The organism is Polynucleobacter necessarius (genome assembly GCF_900096755.1).
GTDB lineage: Bacteria > Pseudomonadota > Gammaproteobacteria > Burkholderiales > Burkholderiaceae > Polynucleobacter > Polynucleobacter necessarius_K.
Window position 1 is genome coordinate 520,048 of record NZ_LT615227.1, and the last position, 14,174, is coordinate 534,221.

At 45.8% G+C, this 14,174-nt stretch carries 17 protein-coding genes and 1 pseudogene; 5 read left to right on the forward strand and 13 right to left on the reverse strand.

The window, feature by feature from the left end; translation table 11 throughout:
* The first annotated feature begins 24 nt into the window (after nucleotides 1-24).
* Nucleotides 25-915, forward strand: a complete 891-nt coding sequence (ftsY, locus tag DXE27_RS02640; protein ID WP_128112798.1) for a signal recognition particle-docking protein FtsY — start codon at nucleotides 25-27, stop codon at nucleotides 913-915.
* A gap of 97 nt (nucleotides 916-1,012) precedes the next feature.
* Nucleotides 1,013-1,936, forward strand: a complete 924-nt coding sequence (rpoH, locus tag DXE27_RS02645; RefSeq protein WP_128112799.1) for an RNA polymerase sigma factor RpoH — start codon at nucleotides 1,013-1,015, stop codon at nucleotides 1,934-1,936.
* An 18-nt stretch (nucleotides 1,937-1,954) separates the two neighbouring features.
* Here rpoH and DXE27_RS02650 read toward each other — a convergent pair whose 3' ends face one another.
* Genes DXE27_RS02650 through DXE27_RS02670 form a run of 5 tightly spaced genes read right to left on the reverse strand, consistent with a single transcriptional unit; the run spans nucleotide 1,955 to nucleotide 6,005 of the window.
* Nucleotides 1,955-2,539 (reverse strand): SCO family protein, encoded by a 585-nt coding sequence (locus tag DXE27_RS02650; protein ID WP_128112800.1) that lies wholly within the window; start codon nucleotides 2,537-2,539, stop codon nucleotides 1,955-1,957.
* A 7-nt stretch (nucleotides 2,540-2,546) separates the two neighbouring features.
* Nucleotides 2,547-3,440, reverse strand: coding sequence for a heme o synthase (gene cyoE / locus DXE27_RS02655; protein ID WP_128112801.1), 894 nt, complete (start codon nucleotides 3,438-3,440; stop codon nucleotides 2,547-2,549).
* A gap of 2 nt (nucleotides 3,441-3,442) precedes the next feature.
* On the reverse strand, nucleotides 3,443-4,564 hold the full coding sequence (locus DXE27_RS02660) for a COX15/CtaA family protein (protein WP_128112802.1): 1,122 nt from the start codon (nucleotides 4,562-4,564) through the stop codon (nucleotides 3,443-3,445).
* The gene (locus DXE27_RS02665) at nucleotides 4,564-5,220 is read right to left on the reverse strand and encodes a hypothetical protein (protein WP_128112803.1); all 657 of its coding nucleotides are present in this window, start codon (nucleotides 5,218-5,220) and stop codon (nucleotides 4,564-4,566) included. Before DXE27_RS02665 ends, DXE27_RS02660 begins: the two co-directional genes overlap by 1 nt.
* Nucleotides 5,217-6,005 (reverse strand): SURF1 family protein, encoded by a 789-nt coding sequence (locus DXE27_RS02670; RefSeq protein WP_231969621.1) that lies wholly within the window; start codon nucleotides 6,003-6,005, stop codon nucleotides 5,217-5,219. Before DXE27_RS02670 ends, DXE27_RS02665 begins: the two co-directional genes overlap by 4 nt.
* Nucleotides 6,006-6,028: 23 nt before the next feature.
* Here DXE27_RS02670 and DXE27_RS02675 point away from each other — a divergent pair, with 23 nt between their 5' ends.
* Nucleotides 6,029-6,241, forward strand: coding sequence for a twin transmembrane helix small protein (locus DXE27_RS02675; RefSeq protein ID WP_128112804.1), 213 nt, complete (start codon nucleotides 6,029-6,031; stop codon nucleotides 6,239-6,241).
* A 70-nt stretch (nucleotides 6,242-6,311) separates the two neighbouring features.
* Here DXE27_RS02675 and DXE27_RS02680 read toward each other — a convergent pair whose 3' ends face one another.
* The 7 genes and pseudogenes from DXE27_RS02680 to DXE27_RS02705 form a co-directional block, all read right to left on the reverse strand.
* A complete protein-coding gene (locus DXE27_RS02680) occupies nucleotides 6,312-7,166 on the reverse strand; it encodes a cytochrome c oxidase subunit 3 (RefSeq protein ID WP_128112805.1) in 855 nt (284 codons plus the stop codon).
* A 29-nt stretch (nucleotides 7,167-7,195) separates the two neighbouring features.
* Entirely contained in the window at nucleotides 7,196-7,393 is a 198-nt protein-coding gene (locus tag DXE27_RS02685) for a DUF2970 domain-containing protein (protein ID WP_128112806.1), read from the reverse strand.
* Nucleotides 7,390-7,974 (reverse strand): cytochrome c oxidase assembly protein, encoded by a 585-nt coding sequence (locus tag DXE27_RS02690; protein WP_128113683.1) that lies wholly within the window; start codon nucleotides 7,972-7,974, stop codon nucleotides 7,390-7,392. The genes DXE27_RS02685 and DXE27_RS02690 overlap by 4 nt, the downstream gene beginning before the upstream one ends.
* Before the next feature lie 14 nt (nucleotides 7,975-7,988).
* Complete coding sequence (locus DXE27_RS10380; RefSeq protein WP_415064438.1) at nucleotides 7,989-8,204, reverse strand: cytochrome oxidase small assembly protein; 216 nt, start codon at nucleotides 8,202-8,204, stop codon at nucleotides 7,989-7,991.
* Nucleotides 8,104-9,711 carry a cytochrome c oxidase subunit I gene (gene ctaD / locus DXE27_RS02695; protein WP_128112807.1) on the reverse strand — a complete coding sequence of 536 codons (1,608 nt, stop codon included), beginning with the start codon at nucleotides 9,709-9,711 and terminating at the stop codon, nucleotides 8,104-8,106. Before ctaD ends, DXE27_RS10380 begins: the two co-directional genes overlap by 101 nt.
* A 41-nt stretch (nucleotides 9,712-9,752) precedes the next feature.
* Nucleotides 9,753-10,915: pseudogene (gene coxB / locus DXE27_RS02700) on the reverse strand (cytochrome c oxidase subunit II).
* Between the two features lie 179 nt (nucleotides 10,916-11,094).
* Nucleotides 11,095-11,892 carry a methyltransferase domain-containing protein gene (locus DXE27_RS02705; RefSeq protein WP_231969622.1) on the reverse strand — a complete coding sequence of 266 codons (798 nt, stop codon included), beginning with the start codon at nucleotides 11,890-11,892 and terminating at the stop codon, nucleotides 11,095-11,097.
* 290 nt (nucleotides 11,893-12,182) lie between these two features.
* Between DXE27_RS02705 and DXE27_RS09565 the strand changes: the two genes are divergently transcribed.
* Nucleotides 12,183-12,659 carry a ComF family protein gene (locus DXE27_RS09565; protein ID WP_231969623.1) on the forward strand — a complete coding sequence of 159 codons (477 nt, stop codon included), beginning with the start codon at nucleotides 12,183-12,185 and terminating at the stop codon, nucleotides 12,657-12,659.
* 13 nt (nucleotides 12,660-12,672) lie between these two features.
* Nucleotides 12,673-13,143: a tRNA (uridine(34)/cytosine(34)/5-carboxymethylaminomethyluridine(34)-2'-O)-methyltransferase TrmL gene (gene trmL / locus DXE27_RS02715; RefSeq protein WP_128112808.1), complete on the forward strand. Its 471-nt coding sequence runs from the start codon at nucleotides 12,673-12,675 to the stop codon at nucleotides 13,141-13,143.
* 11 nt (nucleotides 13,144-13,154) lie between these two features.
* Here the strand turns inward: trmL and DXE27_RS02720 are convergent, their stop codons facing one another.
* The gene (locus DXE27_RS02720) at nucleotides 13,155-14,174 is read right to left on the reverse strand and encodes an NAD(P)H-dependent glycerol-3-phosphate dehydrogenase (protein WP_128112809.1); all 1,020 of its coding nucleotides are present in this window, start codon (nucleotides 14,172-14,174) and stop codon (nucleotides 13,155-13,157) included.

Sequence of the window (14,174 nt, forward strand, 5' to 3'; positions counted from 1 at the left end):
TGCATATTTTAAATTGTATCAATTATGTTCGGCCTACGTAAAACCCTCGGATCTCTTTTCAAATCAAGCAAAGTTGACGAAGCTTGGTTTGATCATTTAGAAGAATCACTCATTCAAAGTGATGTGGGGCTACCTACGACCGAACAACTCATCAACAAGCTACGCAAAGCAGCGAAATCTGAAAAAGCCTCAAGCCCTGAGGAGTTGCAATCACTGCTCATTCAAGAGGTAAGCACGCTCCTTACGGCTATTGAAACTTCACCAAACCCACTATTTATAAGCCAGAAAGCCAATACACCAGAGGTATGGCTGGTTGTAGGGGTAAACGGTGCAGGCAAGACAACAACAATAGGCAAGCTTTGCAAACTCTTTCAGTCTCAAGGTAAATCTGTTCTCTTGGCCGCTGGCGATACCTTTAGAGCTGCCGCCCGCAATCAACTACAAGAGTGGGGTGATCGCAATCAGGTAGACGTTATCACCCAGGATGGCGGTGATGCTGCCGCTGTTGCGCATGATGCTATTCATGCTGCCGTTTCTCGCAAAAATGACATTCTTATTATTGATACCGCAGGCCGTCTTGCCACGCAGGACAACCTGATGGAAGAGCTGAAGAAGGTAAAGCGCGTGATCGGCAAGGCACTTCCTGGTGCGCCACACCACACTCTGCTTGTTTTAGATGGCAACACAGGGCAAAACGGCTTAAGCCAGGTCAAAGCCTTTCATGCTGCCCTGGGCCTAACTGGGATCATCGTTACCAAGCTGGATGGGACTGCCAAGGGCGGTGTTATCTGCGCCCTAGCCCACACCCTACAAGATGGTCCAAAACCCGCTGTGCTAGCCCTAGGGAAGGGCGAAGGAATTGATGATTTAGCCCCCTTTACAGCAGGGCAATATTCATCCGAATTATTCAATTAAATCAATAACTTAAATTGCTTTAAAACCATTAGCACTCTCTTAACAAGAGTGCTAAAATAGACTTCTTTCTATTAACACCTCATATTTATAAGAAAAAATGGTTCAAAAGAAATCTGACAAACCGAGCATGCAAATACTGCCAGTCGCGCAGACTGCGGCGGCGTCTGCATTTCCAATGCTGCCAACTCTTGGAGTTGGCACTCTCGATTCCTACATTGCGTACGTTAATCGCGTACCAATGCTCAGCGCTGCTGAAGAGTTACATCTTGCGCAGGAATTTCGTCGCACTGAAAATGTTGATGCCGCTAAAACTTTAGTGCTCTCACATTTGCGTTTAGTAGTTTCTGTTGCTCGCCAATATCTTGGCTATGGCATTCCACACTCTGACTTAATTCAAGAAGGCAATATTGGCTTGATGAAAGCTGTTAAACGCTACGATCCAAACAATGGTGCGCGTTTAGTGTCTTATGTAATTCACTGGATCAAGGCAGAAATTCATGAGTACATTCTCAAGAATTGGCGCCTAGTCAAAACTACAACCACCAAAGCACAACGCAAACTGTTCTTTAACTTGCGCAGTAACAAACCCACATTAAGCGCACTTACTCCGAGTGAAGTAGAGGCTTTAGCTAAAGCACTCGATGTAAAGGGTTCTGACGTTAAAGAAATGGAAATGCGTCTTGCGGGTGGCGATGTTGCACTTGACGGCGACGACAGTGATGATGATGCGGCTTACGCACCCATTCAATGGCTGGCTGATAACACCCAAGAGCCAACCGCTCGCATTGCTAGTGCTGAGGCTGATGCCTTGCAAGGCCCTAAACTCGATCAAGCCCTGATGGCTTTGGACGAGCGCAGCCGCGATATCGTTCAGTCTCGGTGGCTGGCAATGGATGCCGAAGGCAATGGCGCCAAAACATTGCATGATCTTGCCGCTGAATACGGCATTTCTGCAGAGCGTGTCCGCCAAATCGAAACCGCTGCCCTCAAAAAAATGCGTGGCTTGCTACAAGCAGCCTAAGTAGCGCAGCACTTTCTCTTACTTTAGCAATTCTTTCAAGTCATGCGCCAAGGTCTCAGGACCTTGAGCGTGCTTGATATATAAACGCAAACGTCCCTCGGGATCAAAAGCGTAGCTACCAGCGGTGTGGTCCATCGTGTAAGTACCTGGCTTACTACCTGGAACTTTCTTGTAGTAAATCTTAAAGTCTTTAGTGACCTTCTCCAAAGCAGCCTCATCCGCAGGACGAAGACCCAAGAAGCGTGGATCAAATGCAGGAACATACTGCTTGAGAATTTCAGCAGTGTCTCGCTCGGGATCAACCGTTACAAAAAGCACCTGGACTTTATCCGACTGAGGACCCATCAGCGCCATCACTTGCTGCATCTCTGTCAGCGTTGTTGGACAAATATCAGGGCACTGGGTGTAGCCAAAGAACATCACCACTACTTTGCCCTTAAAGTCTGCCAGAGTTCTTACCTTGCCATCTGGATCAAGCAGACTAAAGTCCTTGCCAAAGGCAGTGCTGCCGGTGATATCAATGTTTTTGAATTCTGACTTTGGGCTACAAGCTGTCAATACAACACACAGTATCACCAAAAGAAAAAAGCACAGAAATTTCATATGACTCTCAGAGGAAATAGTGGTCTACCAATAGCGCTGCAAAAAGTAGCGATAAATAGGTAATCGAAAAGCGGAAAGTTTTCTTGGCTAAAGCATCGCTATAAGAAATGAATAGCGCAACTACATAAGCCAAAAATAGTAAGCCCAAAATAATTGCAGACACCAAATACACAATGCCGCTCATGCCATAGATGTAAGGCAACAAAGTAGCTGCGATCAAAATTAAGGTATAGAGAACGATATTCAATAAAGTAAAGCGCTCTCCATGGGTTACCGGCAACATTGGAAGACCAGACTGAACATAGTCATCACGACGATACAAAGCAAGCGCCCAAAAATGTGGTGGCGTCCATACAAAAATAATCAGCACCAATAGCCACGCTTCAGCAGAAAGCGTATTGGTTACTGCGGCCCAACCAAGAGCTGGCGGCATTGCACCAGATAAACCGCCAATCACGATATTTTGTGGCGTTGCAGGCTTAAGCAACCAGGTGTAAATCACTGCATACCCAACAAAGGTAGAAAGAGTTAACCACATCGTTAAAGGGTTGCAGAAGTTCCACAAAATAATCATTCCGAGCGAACCCAAAATGATAGAAAAAATAATGATATGAAACGGTGTCACTTCTCCCGTTGCTGAAGGGCGCCAAGAGGTGCGCTTCATCTTGGCATCGACTGCCTGCTCGATCAAACAATTAACCGCAAATGCAGCGCCTGCCAAAAGCCAGATGCCAACGATGCCGCCAAAGAGCACGGGATAGGGAACCATGCCAGGGGTTGCCAAGAACATGCCAATCACAGCACAAAAGACGGCGAGCTGCGTCACTCTGGGCTTAGTTAAAACCCAATATTGACGCCAACGTGGCATAGCCACCGGTGTAGTTGTTTGAGGAGTACTCATATTTATGCCATCTTCTTTTGAATGAAAGGCTTCCAAGAAGCCCAATAGCTCATTCTGACTAGACAGAATACCAAAGCAGCGGAGCCGCCGGTATGCAATAAAGCAGCCAATAAAGGCCACTGGAAAATCACATTAGAAATACCTGTAATGAGCTGCAACAAAAGCAAGCCCAGCAAAAGCTTAGCTATTTGACTAAGACCAGTTAACACTGGAGCAGCAAGCTGGAGCGCTCTCCAACCTAAGGCACCAAGCACAACTAAAACTACCATAGCAAAGAGGCGATGTGTCCAATGGATGGTCTGCAACGCAAGCGGGGAGATGAATTCACCATGCGCATTTAAACCTAATTGACGCCAAAGCGTAAAGCCTTCGCCCCAATTTGTCTCGGGCCAAAAACTGCCTAAGCAGGTTGGAAAATCTGGACAGGCTAATACTGCGTAATTGGTGCTCACCCAAGCGCCTAAAAAAACCTGAGTAAATAAAACAAAGAACGATAAAACTAAAAGCTGTGCGGAAAGCGGTCGAACTCGGATAGAGCGAATTGCTGAGTCCTTGCTCTCCCAAGGCTGTTGTGCATAGGCTGTTAAACAAGCCAACAACACTAAAGCCAACATCAAATGAATGGCGACAATGATCGGTTGCAACTTCAGGGTAACAGTCCAGGCACCAAATGCACCTTGCACGCAAACTAAAACTAATAAGCCCACACTACCAAGCAAGGGATTCTTTCCAAACTTCTTCAGCTTGGTAAAAGCAATACCCACTTGAACCAAAATTAAAGCACCTACCGTCATCGCCAAATAACGATGGATCATTTCAATCCAGGCCTTAATTACCGTCACAGGCCCTGTAGGCAAGGCGCTCTCCGCTTGCTGTATGTCGCTAAGTGCATGAAAAGGATTGGAAGTACCATAACACCCAGGCCAATCAGGACAGCCTAAGCCTGAATCAGTTAAGCGGGTAAAGGCGCCAAACACAATCAGATCAAAAGTCGTAAAGACCAATACCCAATTGAGTTTTTGGAAAAAGCTATAGCCCGGCTTTCCCCAAAGATAGAGTAGCGGTAGCCCAGCAAAAACAATCGCAATTGCGGCAAGCTCTAAAAATAAAAACAAACTCGGCATTACAGGTTCTCGCCCTTATGATTTAGCTTCAAGAGCTTTTCCAAATCTTTTTTCATGCTGGAAAATTCTTTAGGAGAATTTGTCACAGGGAAATGCATCATCTTGGCAGGGCTTGGATCAATTAACTGGATCTGTTGGCCGGCGCCTTCTTTATTCAACCAAGCCTCAAATTCAGCTTTGAGTTTGGGATCCGATGGAGCTGCAACCACCTTAAGACCCGCTACCTTTTCGTCATAAATCTTGATGACTTCAGGATCAACAGGCTTGCCATCGGTATTGACCCAGATAAGCTGCAAGCGTCCGCTTTCTCTGCCCATAGCAACTCTCGTCTGACGCATCAAAAAGAGCGCCTCGATGCATTTCTCATCTTTGATTTGGCACTCTCCGGCCGGGCGAGCAATCAAAAGCGTCCACTTACCTTTCACTGGCGCCTCAAGCCATGCGACATTGAAATCTTGAGCTGGATACACCAGTGTGCCAAGATTGGTTTTGCCGCCTGCTGGCTTAATCACATAGTATGCAAAATAAGAGGCTATGACTGGAGAGGCGCAAGCCAGCAATAACAAAAGCATCTGTATGCGGCCACGACGAGTGCGCGCATTAATAGCTGATGCATCTATCTGAGATGCTGGAATTAATAACTCATTATCACTCACTCTTGATCCCCATTCACGAATCCACGACGTTTATATTGCCGCAGACCACTGACTAACCAAAATACAAACCCAGCAAAAGCCAAGGCAAACCACTGGAATGCATAAGCATAATGGCGATCGACCCCAGTTGTCAGAGGGGCCCAATCGCGGAGTAAGCCATCTTCTGAGCCGGCCTCAACCTCCCGCAAGATAAATGGGCTTTGCATCCAGCCATGCAGCTTCCCTTCTGCAGCTAAATCAAAGTTTTGTTCAATTTTGGGTTTGTTTACATCAGCAGAAATCTTGCTTCCACCCAATTCATACACCTTACCAGGATGAGAAAATACGATGCCCTCAACATTGATCGCCTTATTGGGCGTTTGGACGGGCGGCAGAGTTTCACGATTGTCGTTATTACGCGGCGCCCAACCTCGGTTGACCCAAAGAACCTCTTCCCTGCCCTCAAGCCTCAAAGGCATCATGAGATAAAAACCTGACTGTGAATTAGTACTTCCGACTGGAGGTATAGGTCTGGGTCGGTTATCAAGCCAGATAGCTGCCTCAGGGATGTACTGGCCACGTGCAATCATGCGGCGTTCAGCGGCCTCTTCCAAGGTCCAAGGGCCTGCATTCGCACTCAAGATAGGCATCTGTTGCCTCGCGAGTAAATTGGCCGCTAGGGTAATTTTGGTATCAGCCCTGCCTAGTTGCCAAATGCCAGCTCCACAGCCAATCGCAATGACCAGCAAGGCTGATACAGTAGCAACTATGCGCTTAGCAATGAGGGCAGTAAATAGACTATTCAAGAGATTTAAAATAAGGATTCAAGATGAAGTGGCTTATTCCTATTGTCCTACTAATGATTGTTTTTAGCTTAGGTTCCGCCCTGTATTACATGATGAAAGATAGGGGCAACAGCTCTCGCATGGTTCACTCATTAATGTTGCGGATTGGCTTATCTATCGCCCTATTTCTGGGGATTCTTTTGGCCCACTATTTCGGCCTGATTGAGGCCACCGGAATCAAGGTGGGCACCAACTAAAGAGTGCATCCATTAATGGGCACTTAAAAACAAATCGGGGCTTTACTTTAAGCCCCGATTTTTTATTTCATTACATCCAATAAACAGCGATGTAGAGACCCAGCCAGACTACGTCAACAAAGTGCCAGTACCAAGCCGCACCTTCAAATGCAAAGTGATGCTTAGATGTGAAGTCGCCACGAATCATGCGACGCAACACAATCACCAACATAGTGCCGCCAAGGAACACGTGGAAGCCGTGGAAGCCAGTCAACATGAAGAAAGTTGAACCATAGATACCTGAAGTCAATTTCAAGTTCAACGCATGGTATGCATGGTAGTACTCATAAACCTGGAAGCCCAAGAAAACTACGCCCAAGCCTACAGTTGCTGCTAAGCCAATGATGGCTTTTTTCATGTGGTTTTCTACTAACGCATGGTGCGCGATAGTAATCGTCACGCCTGAGCTCAAGAGCAACAATGTGTTGATTGTTGGAATTGGCCATGGACCCATCGTGGTGAATTTCTCAACCAATCCAGCAGGACCATCATTTGGCCAAACAGCTTGGAAATTAGGCCAAAGCAATTTGTTTTCTACATCACCCATCCAAGGTATTGCAATATTGCGCGCATAGAACAGGGCTGCGAAGAACGCGCCAAAGAACATAATTTCTGAGAAGATGAACCATGCCATTGACCAGCGATAAGAGATGTCAACGTTAACGCCATTCTTGCCGGCATTTGATTCTGCAATGGTGTCGCCGAACCAGTTGTAAAGAATAAAGATAACCCAGGCCACACCGGTAAGGGTTAATGGGCCGCCCCAAGAAGCGTGGTTAACCCATCCAGATATACCGAATCCAAAGGCGATCAAACCTAGTGCCGCCATGGCTGGATGTTTAGATAGTCCAGGGACGAAATAGTATGGGGTTGAATTGGATGACATCTTATTCTCTCTATTCAATCAAAAAATAATCAATGGGACACAACTGCTTTCACGATCAACAGGAGAACGCCCATAAAAATCAAGGCGCCAATTACACCTGCAATGATAATGTGCACAAAACTTAATGAAGCAGCAACATCTTCCTGCAAACCTGACTTCTTACGCACACCCAAAAAGCCCCACAAAACGGCTTTCATAGATTGCATAAAACTACTTTTCTTTTTCATGAAGCCATCCTTGTTTTTGGGGCTGGAGGAGTACCGCCTAAGCCCAATTCAAAGAAGGTATATGACAAAGTAATTGTTTTTACATCATCCGGTAAACCTGCATCGATCACAAAGACTACCGGCATCTTTTTTATTTCGTTTGCTGCTAGCGTTTGCTCCTGAAAGCAAAAGCACTCTAATTTCGTAAAAAACTCTGTTGCACTTTTAGGCGCATAACTCGGTATTGCTTGAGCGCGTACCGGACGATTTTGATTGTTTGTTACTTCATAAACAATCTCGGTCATTTCACCGGGATGCACTTCTAAAAAATTCTTTACTGGCTTAAACGTAAACGGGCCGCGACTGTTTGAGTCAAACTCAATGGTTACCGTGCGAGCATAGTTAACCTGTGTATTGCCAACCTTATTCGGGCTAAAGGCTCTGACACCATAATCATTCTTGCTTGTCACTACGTTAATTCCGGTGACCTCACACAAGGCCTTGTACATCGGAACCAACGCGTAACCAAAACCAAACATCATTACTGCTGCAATTAGCAGTTTTAATAAAATCTGGCGATTCAGTGATTGAGTTGAAACCATCGTCATCGAGGGGATTAACCCAACATACTCCGCTTAATCACAATACCAATAAAAAAAGTTACTACAACACTCAAAAGAATGAAGCCCACCCTGCGATTATTCGCAGCAAGGGCTTGCTTCTCTGAAGAATTAAATTCCGGCTTCACGCATTTGCTCTGCATTAGGCGGAGTTTCAAAAGTGTGGTGCGGTGCTGGTGATGGAATTGTCCACTCCAAACCTTTAGCGCCATCCCATGGCTTCATTGGGGCTTTCTCACCTTTGCCGCTATAAGCTGGCATTACCACGAAGAGCAAGAAATAAACCTGTGCCAAACCAAAGCCTAAAGCACCAATCGAAGCAACCGCATTGAAGTCAGCAAACTGAGTTGGATAGTCAGCATAGCGACGTGGCATACCTGCTAAGCCCAAGAAGTGCATTGGGAAGAAGGTGATGTTAAAGAAAACCATGGAAGCCCAGAAATGGATCTTGCCGCGAGTTTCACTAGCCATATAGCCAGTCCACTTAGGACACCAGTAGTAGAAGCTAGCAAACATTGCGAACAATGAACCTGCTACCAATACATAGTGGAAGTGAGCCACAACGTAGTAAGTATCTTGAACACCAATATCAATTGGCGCCATCGCCAAGATCAAACCAGTAAAGCCACCCATTGTGAAAACGAAGATGAAGCCGATTGCCCACAACATTGGAGTCTCAAAGGTCATTGAACCTTTCCACATTGTTGCAACCCAGTTAAAAATCTTCACGCCGGTTGGAACAGCGATCAACATTGTTGCGTACATGAAGAACAACTGACCTGTTACCGGCATACCGGTTGCAAACATGTGGTGAGCCCAAACGATAAATGACAAGATCGCAATAGATGCGGTTGCATAAACCATTGAGCTGTAACCAAATAATGTTTTTCTAGAGAACGCTGGAACGATTTCACTGATGATTCCGAATGCAGGAAGAATCATGATGTAAACCTCTGGGTGACCAAAGAACCAGAAAATATGCTGGAACATGATTGGGTCGCCACCGCCAACAGCAGAGAAGAATGAAGTACCGAAATGACGGTCAGTCAGAGCCATGGTGATCGCGCCAGCCAATACAGGCATCACAGCAATCAACAAGTAAGCAGTGATCAACCAAGTCCAGCAGAACATTGGCATCTTCATCAATGTCATGCCAGGAGCGCGCATATTCAAAATGGTCACGATGATGTTGATCGAACCCATGATGGAAGAAGCGCCTAACAAGTGGAGAGCAAAAATTGCCATGTCCATGCCAGGGCCCATTTGTGAAGTCAATGGAGCATAGATAGTCCAGCCGCCCGATGGAGCGCCGCCAGGAACGAGGAATGAGCTCAATAACAATGTTGCTGCTACTGGAAGAATCCAGAAGCTAAAGTTATTCATACGAGCAAATGCCATGTCAGATGCGCCGATTTGCAAAGGCACCATCCAGTTAGCAAAACCAACGAAGGCTGGCATGATCGCGCCGAACACCATCACCAAACCGTGCATGGTTGTGAGCTGATTGAAGAACTCTGGGCGCAAGAACTGCAAACCAGGTTGGAATAATTCCAAACGAATTCCCAATGCCATCACACCGCCAGCTAACAAGCTAACAAATGAGAAGATCAAATACATCGTGCCGATGTCTTTGTGGTTGGTTGCGAACAGCCAACGACGCCAGCCGTGTGGCGTGTGATCATCATGCGCGTGATTGTGGGTAGTAGAGACTGTGCTCATGGATTACTCCGGTTTCGTTTTATCTGTACTTGTTAATCGAATTACTTGCCGCCGCGCGCAGTAATAATTTCTTGGGTCTGAATCACTTCACCCGTCTTATTACCCCATGCGTTACGTGTGTAGTAGGTCATTACTGCAGCGATATCGCCATCAGAAATCACACCAGCCCACTTCGGCATCGCGCCCTTACCATTGATAAGGATGTTGAATTGACCAGCCTTATAGGACCGTTAACAACTTTGCTGCCGTCCAATGCTGGGAATGCGCCCGCACCTTTACCGTTAGGTTGGTGACAAGCTGCACAGTTCGCTGCATATACTTTTGCGCCGCGTTCTTTTTGCTCATCTAATGTGTAAACCTTAGATGGATCATCACCGCCAGCACCCATCTCTTTTTTCTTCTCTTCTACCCACTTGGTGTAGTCCTCTTGTGAGACAACTCTCACAACGATCGGCATAAAGGCATGCTCTGCACCGCAGAGCTCAGAACACTGACCGCGGAATGTACCAATCTTGTCAGCTCTAAACCAAGTGTCACGAACGAAGCCTGGGATCGCATCTTGCTTAACGCCAAACGCTGGAATAGTCCAAGCGTGAATCACGTCGTTAGCAGTTGTGATCAAGCGAATTTTTTTACTTACTGGCACAACCATTTCATTGTCTACTTCCATCAAGTAGGTGTTTGATTTTGGAGCCAAGTTATTGATTGCTTCACGTGAAGTTGACAAGGTAGATAAAAAGCTAATGCCTTCGCCTTCACCTTTGATGTAGTCGTAACCCCACTTCCACTGGTAACCAGTTGTCTTAATAGTGATGTCAGAGTTGGTGGTGTCTTTCATCGCCACAACAGTTTTAGTTGCAGGCAATGCCATACCGATAACGATGAGCAACGGAATCACTGTCCAAATAATTTCTACAGTGGTGCTCTCATGGAAAGAAGCAGATTTATGACCGAGTGATTTACGGTGCTTGAGGATGGAATAAAACATCACTCCAAAAACGCCCACAAAAATCAATGCGCAAATTACCAACATCATCCAATGCAACCAATGAATCTCTTGCATGATTTTGGTGGCAGGAGGCGCAAAATTCAGCTGATTAACAGCTGGGCCACCAGGCATGTTCTCTGCTGCATGAGCAAAAGCAGTGCCAAAAGCTACTGCGAAATAGAGCGAAGCCCTAGTGAATTTTCCAAATAAATTCATCTTATTCTCTGTTTATTGTCGTGAGCAAAGCAGCAAAAATGCCACAAAATGCCCAAAAAACGGTCTCAAGCCAATACATCCTGCCGTGATTATAGGGTTAATTAGGCGCAACAACAAACAGGGTTAACCCAGCTTGATCCAATCTTGGCCAAGGTTTAAATGATAGTAAGCACTTACACTTAAGCAGAATTTGACCTAGTCTTGCGTCCAATTTGATTTAGATCAATATAGGCAACGTTGTCCTTAGCCTTAGCAAGATGCTTTCCTATGACCCAGGCATGCCCATAAACCACCTCTAAAGTCAGTTTTTGCGGCAAAACGTCTGTTTTAGAGATCTCCAATGCAGAAGAATTTGATAGTTTTAGCGCCTCTATGTCGGCAATCAACAATGCTGGCTTTTCATAGTCCAGGGTGAGGTACTCCATATCCATCACGGGATCAGAAAAACGCTCTCCAAGCAGTGCGTCGCCCATATCGTGCATATCCCAGGGGCTTAATAAATTCTTCAGCTGCAAGTCGGATGGCTCAAGGGCTCGCAACTCTTTAGCGGAATCGGGCCCATAATAACTAAAAGCAATCAATCCCCCCTCCCTTAAGACTCGCCAACATTCCTGCAGAAAATGCTTTGGATCGGAAAGATCCTGAATTAGGAGATCACTAAAGACCAAATCAACAGAATTGTCAGGAAGATCAAATTTGCCAGTGGATTGGTAATGCGCAAATGGGGCTGCATTGAAGCGAAATAAACTACGCCAATTCGACGAGGCCTTAGAGCGCCAGAGGGCAAATTCTGAAATACCTTCCTCAGCAAGGCTATGAATAGTTGCTCGTGGGTAACGGCTTGCGAATACTGCCAAATGCTTCCCGGGGAAGTCGGGAACGATTAAGACATCCTTCATATCGAGTTTGACGATATCCAATTTTTGCAGCATGCGTTCTGCAATTTCATCTTGTAGCCATCTGATTGGCTGGGTCATTGGCTCAGTATACTCAGCGCCCCATGCGATTTCTAGAGAAGATTTTTCAATCCCTTAGCTATCAAGTTTTACCAACGGCCTGCATTATCTGTGGACACTTTCAAAAGTTATCCCTTTGCAATAAATGCCTCTCCTTCTTGCAGACAGATGGTTTATTAAATTACGAATGCTGCACGCAATGTGGCATTGCATTACGTGAATCTGAAATTCCAAGAAAACTCTGCACTCAATGCATCAACCATCCACCATCTTTTGATCACATACTCTGCCTTGATCGATACGATGGCATTTTGCAAGAAGGATTACACCAACTGAAATATCAAAAACGGATTGCATTTGCTGATGGGCTTTCTAGAGCGTGGAATCAAGTTATCGCCAGTCAAACAATGAATATGTCTGCTGATTACTTGTTGCCCGTTCCGCTTAGTATTCAAAAATTGGGGGTCAGGGGATTTAATCAAAGCTGGGAACTAGCCAGGCGCATTGACTGCGCGCCCCACATTCAACAATCACCCTACATTCTGAAGCGCCATCATTACTCAGAGAATCAAGCAGGCAACCCCCTTGTCAACAGACAAACTTCTATACGGGGGATGTTTTATATTGAGCCCATACATATTGATTTACTAGCAGGGAAAATTGTCGTCGTGTTTGATGATGTCATGACTAGCGGAGCAACCCTCAATGAGATTGCAAGCATTCTGAAGGACAATGGCGTATCACGTGTTATCAACTGGGTTTTGCTGAGAACCTCAAGACCCACTTAAAAAGCAAAAAGAAATGTTTAACATTGTTTTATTTGAACCAGAAATTCCACCTAATACAGGCAACATTATTCGCTTGTGTGCAAACACTGGCGCAAAATTACACCTGATTGAGCCGCTTGGCTTCCCCATGGAAGATGCAAAGCTACGCCGGGCAGGCTTGGATTATCACGAGTTCGCCAAAGTCAAAGTTCATTCAAATTGGTCGCAGTTCTTAAAAGGTGAGGGCCCAGATCCACAGCATTTGATTGCGCTCACCACGAAAGGTAGTGGCAGCTTTCATGAGGGGAAATATTCTCCAAATGATTACTTTGTTTTTGGTTCTGAAACCAAAGGCATTACTGATGAAGTGAGAAGCTCAATACCTACTGAAAATCAAATGCGCCTAGCCATGCAAGATAGCAGTCGAAGTTTGAATCTATCGAATACAGTAGCTATCGTAGTTTATGAAGCTTGGCGCCAGAATGGTTTGACTGGAGGTAAGTAAAGTACATTACCTTAGGCTTCGATTTTAGGATCGCGGCCCATTAATTTTTTAACGGCTTCTGATGTGGTGAGTTTTCCGGAGAGCACTTCTCCCATCATCGCAGTAATTGGCATATCAACATTTAAACGTTTTGCCAAATCACCAACAGCTGCAGCACAGAGCACACCTTCAGCTACATGCCCTAATCCAGCCAATATCTCGCTCAAAGATTTTCCTGCTGCAAGCTCAAGACCAACACGACGATTGCGAGACAAATCACCAGTAGCAGTCAGAATGAGGTCGCCAACACCAGTAAGGCCCATGCAAGTCTCTGGCCTACCGCCTGCAGCCTTCACAATCCGCATCATCTCTGCAAGGCCACGCGTTAACACTGCTGCACGCGCATTTAAACCAAGATCTAAGCCGTCGCCGATGCCGGCGGCGATTGCTAACACGTTCTTAATAGCCCCACCCAACTCCACACCAATCAAATCATCACTGGAGTAAACGCGCATATTGCCATGATGAAAAGCGGCTTGAACTGTCTCGCACAACTTCGGCGATTTGCTTGCAACCGTTAATGCGCAAGGCATTCCCGCCCCTACTTCACGCGCAAAACTCGGCCCAGATAAAGCGCCATAAGAATGGAATAGGCCATGACTATGTAATGCATCTTCGCGCTCCACAACTTGATGGGGCAACAATGCAGTCTTCGGCTCCAAACCTTTGCACAACCAAATAATATTTAAAGGATGATCAGCAATCTTTAAAACCTGAGCAATCGTTTCAGACAGACCAGACATCGGTGTCGCAATGACTAATAAATCAGTGCTAGAAAGTTTTTTGATTGCCCTTGTAAAGTCATTCTCAAATAGCAAGTTTTGAGGAAGCTTAATACCAAGCAAGCAAGAGCAGTTCTCACCACTCTGCTGAATTTCAGTTAATTGATCTGCGCTACGAGACCATAAGCAGACTTCACCCTGAAGATGGCGGGCGGCTTGCACCGCCATCGCCGTTCCCCATGCACCAGCGCCAAGCAGGGTCACTTTCAT

Coding starts and splice junctions, on each gene's coding strand:
- DXE27_RS10380 (WP_415064438.1), bottom strand. CDS start 8,204: ATGGCGCTAAAGGTTTGGAGTGGACAATTCCATCACCAGCACCGCACC.
- trmL (WP_128112808.1), top strand. CDS start 12,673: ATGTTTAACATTGTTTTATTTGAACCAGAAATTCCACCTAATACAGGC.
- rpoH (WP_128112799.1), top strand. CDS start 1,013: ATGGTTCAAAAGAAATCTGACAAACCGAGCATGCAAATACTGCCAGTC.
- ftsY (WP_128112798.1), top strand. CDS start 25: ATGTTCGGCCTACGTAAAACCCTCGGATCTCTTTTCAAATCAAGCAAA.
- cyoE (WP_128112801.1), bottom strand. CDS start 3,440: ATGAGTACTCCTCAAACAACTACACCGGTGGCTATGCCACGTTGGCGT.
- ctaD (WP_128112807.1), bottom strand. CDS start 9,711: ATGAGCACAGTCTCTACTACCCACAATCACGCGCATGATGATCACACG.
- DXE27_RS02680 (WP_128112805.1), bottom strand. CDS start 7,166: ATGTCATCCAATTCAACCCCATACTATTTCGTCCCTGGACTATCTAAA.
- DXE27_RS02720 (WP_128112809.1), bottom strand. CDS start 14,174: ATGAAAGTGACCCTGCTTGGCGCTGGTGCATGGGGAACGGCGATGGCG.
- DXE27_RS02690 (WP_128113683.1), bottom strand. CDS start 7,974: ATGGTTTCAACTCAATCACTGAATCGCCAGATTTTATTAAAACTGCTA.
- DXE27_RS02675 (WP_128112804.1), top strand. CDS start 6,029: ATGAAGTGGCTTATTCCTATTGTCCTACTAATGATTGTTTTTAGCTTA.
- DXE27_RS02660 (WP_128112802.1), bottom strand. CDS start 4,564: ATGCCGAGTTTGTTTTTATTTTTAGAGCTTGCCGCAATTGCGATTGTT.
- DXE27_RS02650 (WP_128112800.1), bottom strand. CDS start 2,539: ATGAAATTTCTGTGCTTTTTTCTTTTGGTGATACTGTGTGTTGTATTG.
- DXE27_RS02685 (WP_128112806.1), bottom strand. CDS start 7,393: ATGAAAAAGAAAAGTAGTTTTATGCAATCTATGAAAGCCGTTTTGTGG.
- DXE27_RS02705 (WP_231969622.1), bottom strand. CDS start 11,892: ATGACCCAGCCAATCAGATGGCTACAAGATGAAATTGCAGAACGCATG.